Source organism: Actinoallomurus vinaceus, from assembly GCF_039542055.1.
Classification (GTDB): Bacteria; Actinomycetota; Actinomycetes; order Streptosporangiales; family Streptosporangiaceae; genus Actinoallomurus; species Actinoallomurus vinaceus.
Genome location: NZ_BAABHK010000014.1, coordinates 133153 through 149330, shown reverse-complemented (window position 1 = coordinate 149330; position 16178 = coordinate 133153). Strand labels below are relative to the sequence as shown.

Here is a 16178-nt window from a genome sequence, read left to right as displayed (position 1 = left end):
CTCAGGTCGCGGTGATGACCAGTGCGGCGCGGTCGTCGTCGCTGTCATCACAGCCTGCGGTGAATCCGCAGAGGCCGCCGGTGATGGCGTCCAAGACGTCCTGCGCGGTACGCGCGCCGGACCCGCGGGCGATGAGGGCCTCGATCACGCCCTCCTCACCGAAGAAGGTGCCGGCGGCGGAGCGGGCCTCGGTGATCCCGTCCGTGACCATGACCAGGCTCTCACCGGGCCCGAGGGTGATCTCATAGGGTTCGATGTGGAGGTCCGAGCCGACGCCCAGGAGCATGCCGGGGACGTCGAGGGGATCGACGGTGCCGTCGGCGCGCCGGTGCAGCGGAGACAGATGACCGGCACGGATGAGCTTCCCGCCCAGCCGCCCGCCTGAAGTGTCCAACTCGCCGTAGACCAGGGTGACGAAGCCCACGCCGTGCTGGGCGGCGCGCTCCAACAGCGCGACGTTGACCGCGTCCGCGACGGCTACCGGATCGCACCCCAGGCGGGCGACCGCGCGGACGGTGTGGCGGACCAGGCCGGTCATCGTGGCGGCCACCGCACCGCGGCCGCAGACGTCACCGATCATGAACGCCCAGCAGTCGTCGTCCAGCCGGAACAGGTCGTAGAAGTCACCGCCGATCTCCAGCCCCTCACCGGCGGGCTCGTAGAAGGAGGCGACGGTCGCGCCGGGCGGCTCGGGCAGATCCGGCAGAAGAAGGCCCGCCTGCAGGTCACGGGCCAGCCGGACCCGCTGGGTGTACTGATACGCGTTCGTGGCGCTCGCGGCCGCCCGGCGGGCCAGTTCCTCGGCCAGGGCCACGATCCGGCCGTCGAGGGGCCGTTCGGCCGTGGCCAGCAGGGTGAGGGCGCCGAGAACGCGGCCGCGGTCGACGAGCGGCACACACACGTGGCCGGTCACGCCGAGCCGGTGCCAGGGGCCGGGGACGGGGGGCGGGCGCCGGCTCACCTCGGTGGTCCCGCAGACCGGCAGGCGCGCCACCGCCTTCTCCTCCACGGGGCACCAAGCGGCCAGGAGGTCTTCCTGGATCTTCGTCCGCGCGGCGGTGGCGGCCCTGCGGATCCGCCCGGTGCACATCACGTCGACCATGCACATCGGTGCGAGTGCGGGTACCGCCAGCCGGGCCAGGTGGTGCAGGGCCTCATCCACGTCCAGATCCCGGGCCAGCTCGGTGCTCGCCTCCAGGATGAAGGCCAGATCCTCGCGGGCGGCCCGTTCCTTGGCCTCGGCCGCGACACGCGCCTGCTGGACGCGGTGGCGCTCGATCGCCAACGCGGCGGTGCGCGTGAAGGCCGCGCTCAGTGCCAGGTCGACGTCCTGCGGGCCGCAGGGACGCCGGTGGTACATCGCGAAGGTGCCCAGGAGCCCGCCGTCGACCCCGAGGATGGGGGTGGACCAGCACGCGGCCAGGCCGGCCTTCTCCGCCACGTCCCGGAAGTCCCGCCAGCGGGGATCGGTGCGAATGTCGGTGACGATCACCGGTTCCCGGCGGTGGGCCGCGGTGCCGCACGAACCGACGCCTTCGCCGACGGAGATGCCGTCGATGGCCTCGTTGTAGAAGTTCGGAAGGCTGGGGCCTGCGCCGTGGCGCAGGTGCCGCCCGTCGGGATCGGCCAGCAGTACCGAGACGATCAGGTTCGGCGACTGCTCCTCGAGGATGAGGGCCATCCCTTCGAGGATCTGTTCGAGCGGCCGGTCGCGGGCGATCTGTTCCAGCAGCGCATGGTGCTCGGCGGCCAGTCGCTGGGCGTACTTGCCCTGGGTGGTCTCCACCCCGACCGCGGTGATGCCGACGATCTCCCCGGCGTCCTCCAGCCGGGGCTCGTAGATGAAGTCGAAGAACGCCTCGCGGGGTCCGTCGTCACCGGCCAGCATGACGCGTGCGTCGGTGGTGGTGGAGGCCCGGCCGGTGCGGTAGACGTCGTCCATCAGCGCGATGAGGCCCTGCTCTGCGAGCTCCGGCATCGCCTCGGCGATCGGCACACCCGTCCGGGCACGGTCGGACCCGACCGTCTCGAAGAACGCCGGATTGGCCGCCTCGAGCACGTGATCCGGGCCGGTGAGCATGCAGAACAACGCGGTCGACCGGCCGAACACGGACGTCAGGTCCTCCCAGCGCCCTGGCCCATCGGCCGACGCCCGCCACTTCAGCGACTTCTGTGGCGCCGTCACCACCTCAGCTCCGTCCTGACCTGCGCATATGGTGGTTTGCCGTCAAATACCACCATGCCACAGCAATGCGCGTGCTCGTCACGACGCGAGCCGTCCGGCCAGCGAGTGACCAGGGCGGACACCGGCGGCTCGGAGCGTCGACTACGGGCTGACCTCATCTCCTACACAAGGTAGTAGAAATACCGCCAAAGCGGCCATCACCTCGCCGCGTTCGACGCCGAGCACATGGCCACGCGCTCGCTCGATGACCACGGCGACGCCGTCCGTTCGCCGCCATAGAGGCGGGTCGCGTTGCCCTGCCTCCTCTTGTTCACTACCTTCTGTAGGAGATGCATATCGATCACTCTTCAGCGACGTTGCTCCGACCACGATGTCCCGGACCGTCGTGCGGCGCGTGACGGTGACCTTCGAAGTGTCGGATGGCGCCGAGCGCCCAACGTGGGTCGACGACGGAGGCGGTCTCGCCTGGCATGTCAAAGCCGTCATCGGATATTGGCGGCACCCGGATCTGGGGAGGTACCGCTTCGTCCCCGGACACCGAGCGGAGGCGCAACGCTGGCATCTGACCGTTGTCGGTCCGCTGCCCGGTCGCCCGTCGCTGATCGGTGAACAAGAAGTCGTTCTCCGGACCTTCGGTGAAGGCATGAGCTGGTACATGGACCTCGGCTGAGTCCCGCGTGCGAAGCTCCAAGGCCGCGCTTCGGCCGTCGGCGACTCACGTCGGCCGCCCTGCCGCATAGGTCACAATGGTGCGGACCGGGGAGGGAGACGGACAGGTGGCGATCGCGGGCCCGCTCGAGCGAGCGATCATGGAGGCGCTGTGGGATGCCCAGAAGCCGCTGCTCATCCGCGAGCTGATGGAGAAGGTCAACGCCGGATCGGCCAAGCGATCGGCGTACACGACCGTCCAGACCGTCGCCGACCGGCTCGTCCAGAAAGGCTTCCTGTCACGGACGGCCGACCGGAACGCCTGGCGGTACGCTCCGACGCGCAGCCGTGAGGATCACGTCGCGCAGGTGATGGCCGAGGCGCTGGCCCAGACCACCGACCGTGGTCCGGTCCTGGCCCGGTTCGTCGAGACCATCGACCCGCAGGACGCGCACCGGCTCTTGGTGGAGCTCGCACAGCGTTCGGCTCCGACGGAACCGCGTTCGTGAGCCAGCTCGCCGGGCTCGGCGTCCTCACCCTCGCCCTCGGCGCCGGCGCCGGGCCGGTGCTGAGCCGCAGTGCCTGGTGTCAGCGGATCCCCCGGATCGCCGCTCTGGCGTGGCTGGGAGCTCTGGCAGGTGCCATCGCGGCCCTTGTCGGGGTGGTCGCGCTGGTCTCGACCGGCCGGCACGGCCTGGTGCACAGGGCGGCGGAGTGGGCGGCCGACTGCTGGCACCATCACGACGGATCCGGCGACCCCGCGGCGTACATCCTCAACACCGCCCTCCTTCTCAGCGCGACCGCCGCGATCTTTGTGGCCGCAAGCCGGTACCGGCGCACCGTGGCCCAGCGCCGCCGCCACCAGGAGGCGCTGCAGTTCGTCGTTCGGCTTCCCGGCGACATCGACGACGTCTGCGTTCTCGACCATCCGCTGCCGGTCGCCTACTGCGTGCCGTCGCGAAGGCGCCCGATCGTCCTCAGCAGCGGCGCCCTCGACCAACTGGACGACATCCAGCTGCAGGCGGTCCTGGCACACGAACGGGCACATCTGCGCTACCGCCACCATCTGTTCCTCACGACGGTCGACGCGCTGGCGGCCGCGCTGTTCTGGCTGCCGACCTTCCGTGACGCACGCCGTTGCCTGCCCATCCTGCTGGAGATGACCGCCGATGACGTCGCGGCGCGGCGGTGTGGCCGGCGCGCGGTCGCCGGCGCGCTCCGGAAACTGGCGATCGCCCCGAGCCCGATAGGCGGGCTGGCCGCCCACGGTGCACGCGGATCAGAGATCGATCAGCGACTCACCCGCCTCGAGACGCCGTCCGCCACCGCCGACAACGGTCACCTCCGGCACCTGACGTGGGCCACGGCGACGACCTCCGTCGCCCTCCCCGCCCTGATCTCAGCGGGCTGGCTCACCGCGATGCCGTTCTTCTGCTGACACCCCACGGCCCCTCTCACCAGAACCAACCTCCTATCGACTGTAGGAGACCACACCTTCACCGGCATGACTTATCCCATCAGATCACCCCATCGGGTGGCAGAAGACTGAAGAGATCTCCTACACTCCGTCAGAGATCGGCCGCCCCCTGCTTCACACGAGGCACGGCCGACCGCCGAATCCCTTGAGGGAACCGGGGACCCGAGACTCCCGGGGCGAATCCGGCGCGCACCAGCGCCCGGTAGGGCGACTCCGGCCCGAGCCCGACAGCTAACCCGGTAGGCGGACTAGGAGAGGAGCTCTCACGTGGCGTTCTTCCACCCGAACGCGGATGCCGCAGGTCGTCCACTGCTGCGTCGATCGCTCCGGCTGTGCTCGGCGCTTTCGGTCGCGGTCGCGGTGACTCTCACGACGGCCCCCGCCGAGGCGAGCCCCAAGCCCTCGGCTGCGGCCGCGAAGAAGGAGCTGGAAAAACTCAACGGCCAGGTCGACAAGATCGTTGATCAGTACAACAAGGCCAAGACCGAGCTGGACGCGGCGAAGAAGAGGCTCAAGGCACTCAACAGCCAGACGAAAACCGAAAGACGCGTCTACGAGAGCCTGCACGCGCGCGTCGCGCAGATCGCCGCCGAGGCGTACAAGAGCGGCACTCTCGATTCCACCACCGCCACGGTGCTCGCGTCCAAGGACCCGGACGCGGCGCTGAACCAGATGTCGGCGTTCACTCAGCTGTCGAACAACCGCGGGCAAGAGCTCACAGCGTTCCTGGCCTCCACGCAGCGCCTGCGCCGGGAACAAGCGGAGGCGCAATCCGCCTACCAGACCGTCTCGCAGAAGGCTGCCGCGTTGAAGACGCGCAAGGCCACGGTCGAGAAGGCCATCGCCAAACAGAAGAATCTGTTGCGCAAGGCCGGTGAATCCACGGCCGCGCCCGGCTCGGGAGCCGGTGGCACGTACAACGGGCCCGCCTCGGGGCCCGCGCGTAAGGCCGTGGAGTACGCCTACGCCCAGCTCGGCAAGCCCTACATCTGGGGCGGCACCGGACCGAAAGGCTACGACTGCTCCGGCCTGACGATGATGTCCTGGCGTGCCGCCGGCGTGAACCTCCCCCGCGTCGTCCCCGACCAGTACAGCGCCACTCGCCATGTCTCCAAGTCCGACCTGCAGCCCGGCGACCTCGTCTACTTCGACGACATGGGCCACGAGGGCATCTACGTCGGCGGCGGCAAATTCATCCACGCGCCCCGGACCGGAGAAGTCATCAGGCTGGACAGCATGTCCAACCCGTACTGGGTCTCCCACTACGACGGCGCCAGCCGCCCGTAACGGATCCGGCGTGTCACTGCTGCGAGCCGCCGGATCACACCGGAAGCCGTCGCACTGGTGGAATCGGCTCGGCGTCCTACAGGCGCTGGTGGCCGCCTGGACGTTCGCGATCGTCGGTCTGGACTGGGGCGGCGCGATCGCCGGTGTGATGATCTTTGTGATCGCGGTGTCTAGGCTTCGGATTTCAGCTGTGGATCGCCGATGAACCGGTCGACGATGGTCAGCAATGCCTCCGGGGTCTCGATCTGCGGTAGGTGCCCGGCATCCGGCATCAGCTGGAAGGCGGCGCCGGGGATGGCGGCGGCGTACTGCCTGCCGTAGGCCGGTGTCGCGATCCGGTCCGCCTCGCCCCAGACGACGAGGGTCGGGGCGGCGATGCCGGCCAGGCGTGATTCCAGGCTCGGATCGGACATCGACCGGCCGCCATAGGCCTGCAGGGCCGCCCGGTTGCCCGCGGTGACGGCTTTCTGCGCGTCGGTCAGCGCCCCGGGGTCGATCCGATAGGCGTCGGGATTCGCGTAGCTGAAATCGGCGATCTGGTCGAGCGTGAGGGAGAAGAAGTCGGCGACAGGGTGTTCGGCGCTCTCCATGCCGACGGCGTCGACCAGGACGAGTTGCTCGACGCGCTCGCTCGCGAGCGCGAGTTCCGCCGCGGCCCAGCCACCGATCGAACTGCCGATGACGGTCACGCCGGACAGCTCAAGATGGTCGAGCAGGTGACGGTAGAGCTCGCCGAGTCTCCGGATCGAATCGAGCCCGTCGGGGCGCGGGGTTCCGGCGAAACCGGGATTGACGGGGGTCAGCACCCGAAGCGGGGCGCGCGCGGCCATCAGGTCGGCGAACCCGGCGACCGAGGTCGGGCCCGCACCGCCGTGGAGCAGCAGGACGGGGCGACCCTGCCCGCGTTCGGAAACGGTGAGGGGGATGTCGCCGAAGGCGGTGGAAAGCGTGTATGTGGCCATGGGTACCTGAATCTCCTGAAGAACGTGAGGGATGAGGGCGGCCGGGCTCTCGGGCCTGTCGCCCGCAGCGCACCGGCGCCGGCGCGTACTCGTCAGTCGGCGTAGTCGGTGGCCGCTTCGGTGTCGTACCGGTTCATGACCTTTTCGGTCGCCTCCGGGGTCAGCGCCCCGCCCTGCTCGATCATGTCGCGAAGGTCGCGGAAGTACTGCACGTACAGGTCGGGGGTGAAGGTGTTCAGCAGCACCAGCGGCTCGTCGGTGGGGTTCGCGAAGGTGTGCGGAGCGCCCGGCGGGATCATCGCGAGGGTGCCGGCCGGCGCGTCGTACGTCGTGGTGCCGATCGTGAACCGGGCGGTGCCGGAGACCACGTAGAAGCCCTCGTCGTGCCGGGCGTGCCGATGCTGCGGCGGGCCGTCGGTGTGCGGAGCAACGGTGATCTCGCCTATTCCGAGGCGGTGCCCGGTGGTGCTGCCGTCCTCCAGGATCCGCATGGTGGTGGGTCCCAGCTGCACGACTTCGCCGCCATCACTGCCGACGATCGAAACCTGGGTCATGACGCCCCCTTCATGAGAGTTTACTCTCGTAACGGTACAAGGCACTCACAAAACATGCAAGTACACTCTCACGAGAAGACCTTGCCCCCACAATGAGAGAGGTCATCTGTCGATGGTCGACAGCAGCACCACAGGGCGCGCGAACCAGAAGGCCCGCACGCGCAAGGCCATCGTCGACGCCTGCCGTGAGCTCATCCGCTCCGGCGCCGAGATAACGATGCCGCAGGTCGCACGGGCCGCCCTGGTCTCCGAGGCCACCGCCTACCGCTACTTCCCCGACCTGGTCTCGCTCGTACGGGAGTCCCTGGTGGGGGTGTGGCCGGAGCCGGCGCAGGCCCTCGCGCCGGTCGCCGGCTCGGCCGACCCGGCCGAGCGCGTCGCCTTCGCCTGCGAGTACCTGATGCGCGGGATCCACGCGTATCAAGGTGCGGTACGCGCGATGATCTCCCACACGATCACGGCACCCGCGAACCCGACGACCCGCCCCGGCATCCGCTTCGGTCTGATCGACCACGCCTTGGCGCCCTTCGAGGAGGCCGATGGACCGGCGTCCCTCACCCCCACGGCGATGACCCAGCTGAAGCGAGGTCTCGCGATCATCATCAGCGCCGAGGCGCTGTTCACCCTGACCGACCTGTGCGGCCTTTCGGTCGATGAGGCGATCGCGAGCGCGGTACGGGCGGCGACCGCCCTCACCACGGCGGCCTTCGCCGAAGCGCCCGCCGACCGCCCCGTCCGCTGAGCCCCCGCACGCACGGTCTCGACGGCTTCCCAGCCAACCGGAGGAACCTCCGGTTGTGCTAGCCTCGACGTAGCGGAGGCCCCTCCGCATCGATGAGACCACGTCATCGACGAACGGGAGCGTTCTCATGAGCACAGCCGAAAGCACGCCGAAGGCACCGGGGGGCAACGCGATGCTCGCGGGACGCCGGGTCGCCCGGGTCGGGTTCGGGGCGATGCATCTGGCAGGCGGTCACGGCCGTCCGGCGCCCGACCCCGAGCAGGCCGTCGCCGTGGTGCGCGCCGCCGTCGACGAGGGTGTCAACCACATCGACACCGCGGAGTTCTACGGCGCCGGCCGGTGCAACGAGCTGATCCGCGAGGCCCTCGCGCCGTTTCCCGAGGACCTGGTGCTGGTGAGCAAGGTCGGCGCGGAACACGACGACCAGGCCGGCCTGGTCCTGGCCCAGCGGCCCGAGCAACTGCGCGCGGGCGTGGAGGCGAACCTCGCCACCCTGGGCGTCGAGCGGCTGGACGTGGTCAACCTGCGCCGCGCCGACGCTCCGCCCGGCCTCCTCGCCGAAGGAGACCAGGTCGTCGACCTCGACGGCCAGCTCGCCGAGCTCATCGCCCTGCGGGACGAGGGCAAGATCGGCGGCATCGGGCTGAGCCACGTCAGCGCCGGGCAACTGCGCCACGCCCTGCCCGCCGGGATCGTCTGCGTGCAGAACGCCTACAGCCTTCTCGACCGCGCGAGCCGGCCGGTGCTGGACGTGTGCCGGGAGCACGACATCGCGTGGGTGCCGTACTTCCCACTCGGGTCCGCCTTTCCCCAGTTTCCCAAGGTCACCGAGCATCCGGCGGTTATCGAGGCCGCCGCGTCCCTCGGGGTGACACCCGCCCAGGTCGGCCTGGCATGGCTGCTCGAAACCTACGCGCACACGCTGCTCATTCCGGGCACCGTCGACCCCGCCCATCTGAAGGAGAACATCGCGGCGGGTGACGTCCACCTCGACCGGCAGATCATCGACACCCTCGACGGCATCGCCTAAGGTTCACCGGGCGGGTGAGCACGCGGCGGCCGGTGGCGTCCGGTTCCGGGGAACGTGAAGCGAACGGGCCGCCATCGCGGCCGACGGAACGATAATCTTGTTCGCGGAACCTGGTTCGCCGATGACGAAAGCACGGACGGGTCATGATCCAGTCAGTGCAACGCGCGGCCCAGATCCTGCGAGAGCTCGCTGCCACCGGCCCGAGGCTGGGCGTGACGGAGCTCGCCGAGCGGATCGGGGTCGCCAAGCCGACCGCTCATGCGCTGCTCCGCACGCTGGAGACCGAGGGGCTGGTCGTGCAGGACCCCGAGTCCAGCAAGTACGCCCTGGGCCCCGGGCTGGTGCGCCTCGGCAACGCCTATCTCGACGGCCACGAGCTGCGCACCCGGTCCATGATCTGGGCCGACGCGCTGGCGACGCGGGTGAACGAGGCGGTCTGGGTCGGGGTGCTGACCGGTGATCATTTGCTGGTGGTCCATCACGTCTTCCGGCCCGAGGGAGCGGTCCAGATTCTCGAGGTCGGAGCCACGATCCCCTGGAACACGTGCGCGCTGGGCAAGGCGATCGTGGCGTTCGGGTCCGAGGCCACGGAAACGGAACTGCTTGGCGGTGAGCTGGGCGTACTGACCGGCGCGAGCGTGAGCGACCCTGAGGTTCTCGCTGAGCAGCTGGCGGACGCGCGGAGCGTCGGGTACGCGATCGAGGATCAGGAGTCCGCCCTGGGAGACGCCGGTGTCGCGGCACCGGTGTTCGTCCGCTCCGGCGATGTCGCGGGCGCCATCGGCGTGGTCGGGCCGGTCGAGCGGCTGCTGTCCGAGTCCCGGCGGGAGGAGATCGCGGTCGCGGTGCGGGAGACCGGCCGCAATCTCTCGCGGGAGCTGGGCGCCACCCGCGGCCATACCCGGCGCGCCGGTTGACCGGAGAACGCCTGCCTCGTACGCCGAGGTCCAGTGCCTTGTTGAACGGCGTTCGTCAATGCTGAACGGCCTTCTGGCTCCGGTGGACGTCCGTGAGGTCAGCGGCTGCCGTACTGCGCGGCCCAAGCGGCGGCGACCTGGGTTCTGGAGGTGAAGCCCATCTTGTACAGGATGCGCCCGACATGGCCTTCGGCGGTGCGCTGGGCGATGACGAGGGCGCTGGCGATGTCCTTGTTGCTGAAGCCGCGCGCGACGAGCTCGGCGATCTCGCGTTCCCGGCGGGTGAGGACGGCGGCGACGCCTGTCAGAGCCCCGTCCGCCGTCTCGGACGCGGCGGGCTCTTCGTCCCGGGCTCGGGCGATCGCCTGCTCGGGGGTGAGCCGTCCGCCGCGTGCGTGGGCCGCGGCGAAGGCGTCCTGGCCGAGCGTTCGCCTGAGGCCCGTCTCGCAGTCGGTGTGCGCATGTGCCACCGGTCCGATTTTGGGCAGCGACGCCCCGGCCGATCGCCAGAGGGCCTCCGCGGCGCCCAGCAGTTCGGCGGCGTACTCATGCCGATCCTGATCGGCGGCGATCCAGCCCAGCGCTTCGACGCAGTGAGCGAGGCCCAGGTGGTCCACGGGGACGCGCGGCGGACGCAGGGCCTGGCGGATCACACTGGTCGCGGCCCGGGCGTCACCGCGTCGCCACAGGTCGAGGCCTGTGATCCAGTGCGCTTCCCGGCGGGACCATCGGGCACCGGCCGACTCGCACATCTCGTCGCACTCCCGGCACAGAGCGGTCGAGCGGGCGTCGCCCATGAAGACGGCGGCCGTGGCCAGCTGCAGCAGTGTGGTCCACGAACGGCCGTGGTCTCCCGTGGCGCGGTAGTGGGCCAGCGCCCGGCTCAGGAGCGCGTAGGCGCGTGGGAAGTCCTCCTCCAGCACCGCTGCCAGGCCGGTCAGCTGGATGACCCCGGCCAGCTGCGCCTGGTCGCCGAGCCGCTCGGCCAGGGCGCGGCACTCCTCCAGCAGTGGCGCCGCGGCCGGGAGGTCGCCGCTCCGCAGGTACAGCCAGGCGTCGGCCCACAACGCCCTGGCCCGCGCGGCGCTGGGTGAAGGGTCCGCGGCGAGGGCCCGCTGCAGCCAGCGGTGGCCGTCGCCCAGGGAGGAGAACGACAGCGGATGGCTCCACAACGCGGCGGCCATCTCCAGGCCGGTCCGCTCCTCGCCCGGCTCGTTCAGGCAGAACTCGAGCACGGCCGCCCACTCGGCCTCTTCGCCGGCCATCCGGTCGAGCCATTCGCCCTGCCCAGGTCCGAACCACTCGGCTCCGGCCTGCTCGGCCAGGTTCCGGTACCAGTCGCGGTGCCGCCGTCGTACGGCCTGCTCCTCACCCGACTCGACCAGCCGGTCGTGCCCGTACCGTCGTAGCGCCTCCAGCATCCGGTACCGCGTCCGAGAGCCGTTGGCCTCTCTGCCGAGGATCGACTTCTCCACCAGGCCGGCCGTCGCGTCGAGCACGGCGTCGGTGAGGATGCCGTCGTCGCACACCTGTTCGGCCGTCTCCAGATCGCACACACCGGAGAAGACCGACAGCCGGGCCCAGAGCGTCCGTTCCTCGACCGAGCACAGGTGGTAGCTCCAATCGATCAGCCCGTACAACGTCTTCTGGCGCGGAGGCGCGACCGGGGAGTCGCTGCGGAGGAGCTGGAACATCTGATCCACCCGATCCGCGATCTGCTCCACCGACAGCGCCCGCATCCGCAGCGCCGCGAACTCGATCGCGAGCGGGAGGCCGTCCAGCCGATGACAGAGCCTCGTCACCGCCGCGGCGTTGGCGGCACAGACGGCGAACTCCGGCACGACGGCCGACGCCCGCTCGCTGAACAGGCGCACCGCCGCGTACAGCAGCACCGTGTCCGCCGACGCCTCATCGAGCTCCGGCACGGGAAGCGGCGGCACTTCCAGGACGAACTCCCCATTGGCGCGGAGGAGTTGCCGGCTGGTCGCCAGGATGCGCACATCGGCCGTCAGGCAGAGGAGATCCCCCACCAGGGCCGCGCACTCGTCGATCAGGTGCTCACAGTTGTCCAGCACCAGCAGCATCCGTTTTCCAGCGAGGCGCCCCGCCAACCCGGCCGGGTCCTGGACGTTCCGAAGGCCGAGGGTCTCCGCGACCAGCCGTACGGGCGACTTCGGGGCCTCCGACGCGGCCAGGTCGACCAGCCACACCCCGTCGGGGAACGCTCGCCGGGCGTCCGTCGCGACATGCAACGCCAGGCGGGTCTTGCCCACGCCGCCGACGCCGGTCAACGTCACCAGACGCCCGACGCCCAGCAGCCGCTTCACCTCCGCGAGTTCGCGCTCGCGGCCGATGAAACTCGTCAACTCCGTCGGCAGGTTCCCCACCAGCCGTCCCGTTGCGGCCGTACGCATTTCCTCTCCACGTCGGCAGATCGCCCGATCTCCTCTGGCCGGATAGGACGTGTGCCTGATCGCCATTGATGGAATGGCCGCCGGCCTGCCGCCTGTCCGTCGTCGCCAGGAGCAGGAGATCATCCGCCGCCGATCTTCACAGCGGTTCGACCGCCCCATCGGACTTCAGGGGCGAGGGACGGTCGATAGGTTGTAATGAACATCAATCTAAAACTCTGAATCCGGTTCATCAATAGCGAACGACCTACGGATTCTAACCCTCTCAACATGCGAGACAGGCGCCCGACCACCTGCACCGTCGCGTGCCGAGATGCCGGCACACCGGACGATCTCGGTCCTCCGAACTCGGTTCGGCATGCGTGAACGGACTTCTGCAGGCTGGAAGACGGACTCGACGAGTGTCGTGGCCCACGGCCGGGCCACTGTTCCGGCGGCTTAGCCTGGTCGGTAACGATGTCACCAGAATCACCGCCTTGGACAGCGAATGGACATCGATACGACCTTGGCGTGGGTACGGGGGATCACCGCGGCGATACGCCGCGACGCCGACTATCTCACCCGGCTGGACGCCGCCATCGGCGACGCCGACCACGGCGTCAACATGCAGCGCGGCTTCTCCGTCGTGCGAAGCACGCTGGACGGTAAAGAATTCAGCACAGTAGGGGAAATTCTCACTAAAACCGGGACCGCGTTGGCGTCGAGCGTCGGCGGTGCGGCGGGCCCGCTGTACGGGATGGCGTTCCGCGCCATCGGCAGGCAACTCACCGAGCCGAGCGCGACCGCTGAGCAACTGCTCGCGGCATTGCGCGCAGGCCTGGAGGCGGTCCAGAAACTGGGCGCCGCCCGGCCCGGGGACAAGACCATGATCGATGCCTTCGGTCCGGCGGTGGAGGCGTTCGAGAAGGCCCTGCGCGGCGGAGCCGCCCTCGGCGCGTCCGCCTCCGCCGCCGCGGACGCCGCGGAAGCGGGCATGCGCGCCACCATCCCCATGATCGCCCGCAAGGGCCGCGCCTCCTACCTCGGGCCCCGCAGCCAAGGCCACCAGGACCCCGGCGCCACCTCCACCGCGCTCATCTTCCGCGCCCTCGCCGAAGCGGTAGCACCCTGATGTGATTTGCATCACATTTTTGATGTTTCAAGCTTTGTTTGCTACTTTTCCGCACGTAACGGAGCACCGTGCGTCATCTTCGCTGGCCAGGGCCGGTGTGGCGGGGCGCTCGGCGAGGCATCTCACGGTCACCCTTCTCCCCCGCGTCCTTTTTCATCGACCTGTTGTACGAGCCGCTCGCACGAGCGAGCGCCCGCTGAGTCCGCACCTCGCGGAGCCGGGGACCCACCGCATCACTGGGGTGAATCGGCACATCGTGCCGTAGGGCAGCTTCCACGCCCGAACCCGTCAGCTAACCCGGTAAGCGGCATGGAAGCCGAAGGAGTACCCCTGTGTCCCCTCGATACCCCAGACCTGCGTCTGGGCTGAGACGCGTGGCGCTCAAGACCGCGGTCGCCGGCATCATCACCGTCGGCGCCGCCGTCGCCACCCAGCTCTCCGCGAGTGCGGCCCCGCACTCCCCGGTCCCCGTCTCCGCGGACCGGCACACGGCCTCAGCGGCCGACCACGACCCGGCCCCGGACCTGGGCACCGTGCTCAGGAACATGATCGTGCCGAAGGGCGAGCTCCAGAGGGGGCAGCCCTCCGCCGCCGACGTGCTGAAGGTCGCGCTCTCTCAGGTCGGCACGACGGCGGACGCCGCCGGGGGCACGAAGTTCAACCAGTGGTTCATGTCCACCCCGGCCGCCCAGTCGGGCGCCCAGCGGTACGGCGGGAAGATCAGCGACTACGCCGACGCCAGCTGGTGCGACATGTTCGTCTCCTGGGTCGGCGCACAGGCCGGCGCGCCGGGCGTCGGAGTCGACGCGTTCACGCCCACCCACGCCCAGTGGTTCCAGCAGCAGGGGCGGTGGGGCGCCATCCCGAAGCCCGGCGCCGTCGTCTTCTTCTCCTTCTCGGGCGACAAGACCGTCGGCGGCATCGAACACGTCGGTCTCGTGGTCAAGGACGATCACGACGGAACGATCGAGACCGTCGAGGGCAACACCGACGAGTCCGTCAAGATCCGCATCCGGCCCGTCTCCGAGGTCGTCGGGTACGGCTACCCGGACTACATCCGGTAGCCCAGGCGACGTGGCCGCCGGGACCGCGGCGGGCGCCGCGATCGCGCTCGGGATACGCGGTGTCCGCAGTGCGATCGCCGAGCGCCCTGCGCGGGACGCCCCGCTGTGGTGAGAATGGGCCCATGGGCAGGGTCGCGTACGGCGTCGCACTCATCGTCCTCACCACCGCCACGGCATGCGGCTCCGGCGGCGGGTCGAAGCCGGACGCCCGTTCACCGGCACCGAGCGGCACCGCCGCGAGCGCGTCGGCGCGTACGGCCGTGTCCTGGCCGACGTACCACGGGTCGAACGACCGCGCCGGGTACGCGGCCGGCTTCCCCGCCCCGCGTACGCTCGCGGACGCCTGGACGGCGCGGCTCGACGGAGCGGTGTACGGGCAGCCGGTCGTCGTCGGCGGCATGGCGTACGTCGGCACGGAGAACGACACCGTCTACGCACTCGACCTGGCGACGGGCCGGCAGGCCTGGAAGCGGCACCTGGGCACGCCCGTGCCCCAGTCGGCGCTGCCCTGCGGGAACATCGACCCGCTCGGGATCACGGGAACACCGGCGTACGACGCCACGACGCGCACGGTGTTCGTCGCGGCCGAGACGACAGGCGCGCACCACACCCTGGTGGCGCTGAACGCCGCCGACGGCCGTGTGCGGTTCACGCGCGGCCTCGACGTCGCGGCCGGCCGCGACCGTTCGACAGAGCAGCAGCGCGGGGCCCTCACGGTCGCCGGCGGCCGGGTGTACGTGCCGTTCGGCGGGCTCGACGGCGACTGCGGCAACTACGTCGGCTACGTCGCCGCCTCCCGGACGGACGGCACCGGGTCCGTCGCCGCGTACGCCGTTCCGACCAGCCGGATGGGCGGCATCTGGGCGCCGTCCGGCCCGGCCGTCGACGCGTCCGGCGACGTCTACGTCGCCGTGGGGAACGGCGCGAGCCTCGGCGGCGCCTACGACGGCAGCGACTCGGTGCTGCGGCTGTCCCCCGACCTGTCCCGCCGTCTGTCGTACTTCGCGCCGAAGAACTGGGGCGCGGAGAACAGCGAGGACCAGGACCTCGGCTCGACGGGCCCCCTCCTGCTCCCGGGAGGACGGGTGCTCATCGCCGGCAAGACGGGAGACATCTACCTGCTCGACGCGCGCGACCTCGGAGGGATCGGCGGCCAGCGCGCCTCCCTGCCCGGCTGCGTCTCCTTCGGCGGGATGGCCCGGTCCGGGTCCTCGGCGTTCCTGCCCTGCGAGAACGGCCTGCAGCGCGTCGACGTCTCCTCCGGCGGCACCCTGCGCCGGGTCTGGACCGCGCGGGCCGACATCAAGGGATCGCCGGTCGTCGGCGGTGGCGCGGTGTGGACCCTCGACACCGGGGCGGGCGTGCTGCACGCCCTGTCCCAGTCCGACGGGCGCTCCATCGCCTCCCGGCACGTCGGCACGGTGACCCGCTTCGCCTCCCCGACCCTCGCCGGGTCGCTCGTCCTCGTCCCCACGATGGCCGGGGTCACCGCCATCAGCGTCCGCTGACACGAGCCAACAGCGTGCACTGACACCAGCCGACGGGCCGACGGTGTGCGCTGACGCGGGCCGACGCGCTATCAGCGCCCGCGGACGCGGGCCCGACAGGGCCGACCGCGCGCACTCACGCCAGCCGACGAGCCGACGGCGTGCGGCAGCGCCAGCCGACGGGCCGACGGGCCGACGGGCCGACGGGCCGACGGGCCGACGGGCCGACGGGCCGACGGGCCGACGGTGTGCGCTGACACGGGCCGACGGTGCGCGCTGAGACGGGCCGACGGTGCGCACTGA

Annotated in this window: 14 protein-coding genes and 2 riboswitches; of the genes, 10 read left to right on the top strand and 4 right to left on the bottom strand. The window is 70.4% G+C overall.

What is annotated here, in order from left to right:
• Nucleotide 1: 1 nt before the first annotated feature.
• Entirely contained in the window at nucleotides 2-2185 is a 2184-nt protein-coding gene (locus ABEA24_RS38350) for a SpoIIE family protein phosphatase (protein ID WP_345437754.1), read from the bottom strand.
• 394 nt (nucleotides 2186-2579) lie between these two features.
• Here ABEA24_RS38350 and ABEA24_RS38345 point away from each other — a divergent pair, with 394 nt between their 5' ends.
• The 4 genes from ABEA24_RS38345 to ABEA24_RS38330 all read left to right on the top strand — a co-directional run bounded on the left by ABEA24_RS38345 (nucleotide 2580) and on the right by ABEA24_RS38330 (nucleotide 5597).
• Nucleotides 2580-2855: a hypothetical protein gene (locus tag ABEA24_RS38345; protein ID WP_345437752.1), complete on the top strand. Its 276-nt coding sequence runs from the start codon at nucleotides 2580-2582 to the stop codon at nucleotides 2853-2855.
• 106 nt (nucleotides 2856-2961) lie between these two features.
• A complete protein-coding gene (locus ABEA24_RS38340) occupies nucleotides 2962-3342 on the top strand; it encodes a BlaI/MecI/CopY family transcriptional regulator (RefSeq protein ID WP_345437750.1) in 381 nt (126 codons plus the stop codon).
• A complete protein-coding gene (locus ABEA24_RS38335) occupies nucleotides 3339-4271 on the top strand; it encodes a M56 family metallopeptidase (RefSeq protein WP_345437748.1) in 933 nt (310 codons plus the stop codon). The genes ABEA24_RS38340 and ABEA24_RS38335 overlap by 4 nt, the downstream gene beginning before the upstream one ends.
• A gap of 163 nt (nucleotides 4272-4434) precedes the next feature.
• A riboswitch (cyclic di-AMP (ydaO/yuaA leader) is annotated at nucleotides 4435-4572 on the top strand.
• 5 nt (nucleotides 4573-4577) lie between these two features.
• Complete coding sequence (locus tag ABEA24_RS38330; RefSeq protein WP_345437746.1) at nucleotides 4578-5597, top strand: C40 family peptidase; 1020 nt, start codon at nucleotides 4578-4580, stop codon at nucleotides 5595-5597.
• 170 nt (nucleotides 5598-5767) lie between these two features.
• Here the strand turns inward: ABEA24_RS38330 and ABEA24_RS38325 are convergent, their stop codons facing one another.
• Nucleotides 5768-6559 carry an alpha/beta fold hydrolase gene (locus ABEA24_RS38325; RefSeq protein ID WP_345437744.1) on the bottom strand — a complete coding sequence of 264 codons (792 nt, stop codon included), beginning with the start codon at nucleotides 6557-6559 and terminating at the stop codon, nucleotides 5768-5770.
• A 92-nt stretch (nucleotides 6560-6651) separates the two neighbouring features.
• A complete protein-coding gene (locus tag ABEA24_RS38320) occupies nucleotides 6652-7113 on the bottom strand; it encodes a cupin domain-containing protein (RefSeq protein ID WP_345437742.1) in 462 nt (153 codons plus the stop codon).
• Nucleotides 7114-7225: 112 nt separating this feature from the next.
• Between ABEA24_RS38320 and ABEA24_RS38315 the strand changes: the two genes are divergently transcribed.
• From ABEA24_RS38315 to ABEA24_RS38305, 3 genes are all read left to right on the top strand, one after another.
• On the top strand, nucleotides 7226-7855 hold the full coding sequence (locus tag ABEA24_RS38315; RefSeq protein WP_345437740.1) for a TetR/AcrR family transcriptional regulator: 630 nt from the start codon (nucleotides 7226-7228) through the stop codon (nucleotides 7853-7855).
• 127 nt (nucleotides 7856-7982) lie between these two features.
• Complete coding sequence (locus ABEA24_RS38310) at nucleotides 7983-8885, top strand: aldo/keto reductase (protein WP_345437738.1); 903 nt, start codon at nucleotides 7983-7985, stop codon at nucleotides 8883-8885.
• A gap of 143 nt (nucleotides 8886-9028) precedes the next feature.
• The gene (locus ABEA24_RS38305; protein ID WP_345437736.1) at nucleotides 9029-9802 is read left to right on the top strand and encodes an IclR family transcriptional regulator; all 774 of its coding nucleotides are present in this window, start codon (nucleotides 9029-9031) and stop codon (nucleotides 9800-9802) included.
• A gap of 98 nt (nucleotides 9803-9900) precedes the next feature.
• Here ABEA24_RS38305 and ABEA24_RS38300 read toward each other — a convergent pair whose 3' ends face one another.
• A complete protein-coding gene (locus ABEA24_RS38300; RefSeq protein ID WP_345437734.1) occupies nucleotides 9901-12216 on the bottom strand; it encodes an ATP-binding protein in 2316 nt (771 codons plus the stop codon).
• 484 nt (nucleotides 12217-12700) lie between these two features.
• Between ABEA24_RS38300 and dhaL the strand changes: the two genes are divergently transcribed.
• From dhaL to ABEA24_RS38285, 3 genes are all read left to right on the top strand, one after another.
• Nucleotides 12701-13324 carry a dihydroxyacetone kinase subunit DhaL gene (gene dhaL, locus ABEA24_RS38295; RefSeq protein ID WP_345437732.1) on the top strand — a complete coding sequence of 208 codons (624 nt, stop codon included), beginning with the start codon at nucleotides 12701-12703 and terminating at the stop codon, nucleotides 13322-13324.
• Nucleotides 13325-13508: 184 nt separating this feature from the next.
• Nucleotides 13509-13645, top strand: a riboswitch (cyclic di-AMP (ydaO/yuaA leader).
• 53 nt (nucleotides 13646-13698) lie between these two features.
• On the top strand, nucleotides 13699-14388 hold the full coding sequence (locus ABEA24_RS38290) for a CHAP domain-containing protein (RefSeq protein WP_345437730.1): 690 nt from the start codon (nucleotides 13699-13701) through the stop codon (nucleotides 14386-14388).
• A gap of 122 nt (nucleotides 14389-14510) precedes the next feature.
• Nucleotides 14511-15896, top strand: a complete 1386-nt coding sequence (locus ABEA24_RS38285; RefSeq protein ID WP_345437728.1) for an outer membrane protein assembly factor BamB family protein — start codon at nucleotides 14511-14513, stop codon at nucleotides 15894-15896.
• The last annotated feature ends 282 nt before the right edge of the window (nucleotides 15897-16178 follow it).

Bases quoted from the DNA above. Each gene is read 5' to 3' on its own strand.
- ABEA24_RS38325 (WP_345437744.1), bottom strand. From the start codon at position 6,559: ATGGCCACATACACGCTTTCCACCGCCTTCGGCGACATCCCCCTCACC.
- ABEA24_RS38320 (WP_345437742.1), bottom strand. From the start codon at position 7,113: ATGACCCAGGTTTCGATCGTCGGCAGTGATGGCGGCGAAGTCGTGCAG.
- ABEA24_RS38315 (WP_345437740.1), top strand. From the start codon at position 7,226: ATGGTCGACAGCAGCACCACAGGGCGCGCGAACCAGAAGGCCCGCACG.
- ABEA24_RS38310 (WP_345437738.1), top strand. From the start codon at position 7,983: ATGAGCACAGCCGAAAGCACGCCGAAGGCACCGGGGGGCAACGCGATG.
- ABEA24_RS38305 (WP_345437736.1), top strand. From the start codon at position 9,029: ATGATCCAGTCAGTGCAACGCGCGGCCCAGATCCTGCGAGAGCTCGCT.
- ABEA24_RS38300 (WP_345437734.1), bottom strand. From the start codon at position 12,216: ATGCGTACGGCCGCAACGGGACGGCTGGTGGGGAACCTGCCGACGGAG.
- dhaL (WP_345437732.1), top strand. From the start codon at position 12,701: ATGGACATCGATACGACCTTGGCGTGGGTACGGGGGATCACCGCGGCG.
- ABEA24_RS38285 (WP_345437728.1), top strand. From the start codon at position 14,511: ATGGGCAGGGTCGCGTACGGCGTCGCACTCATCGTCCTCACCACCGCC.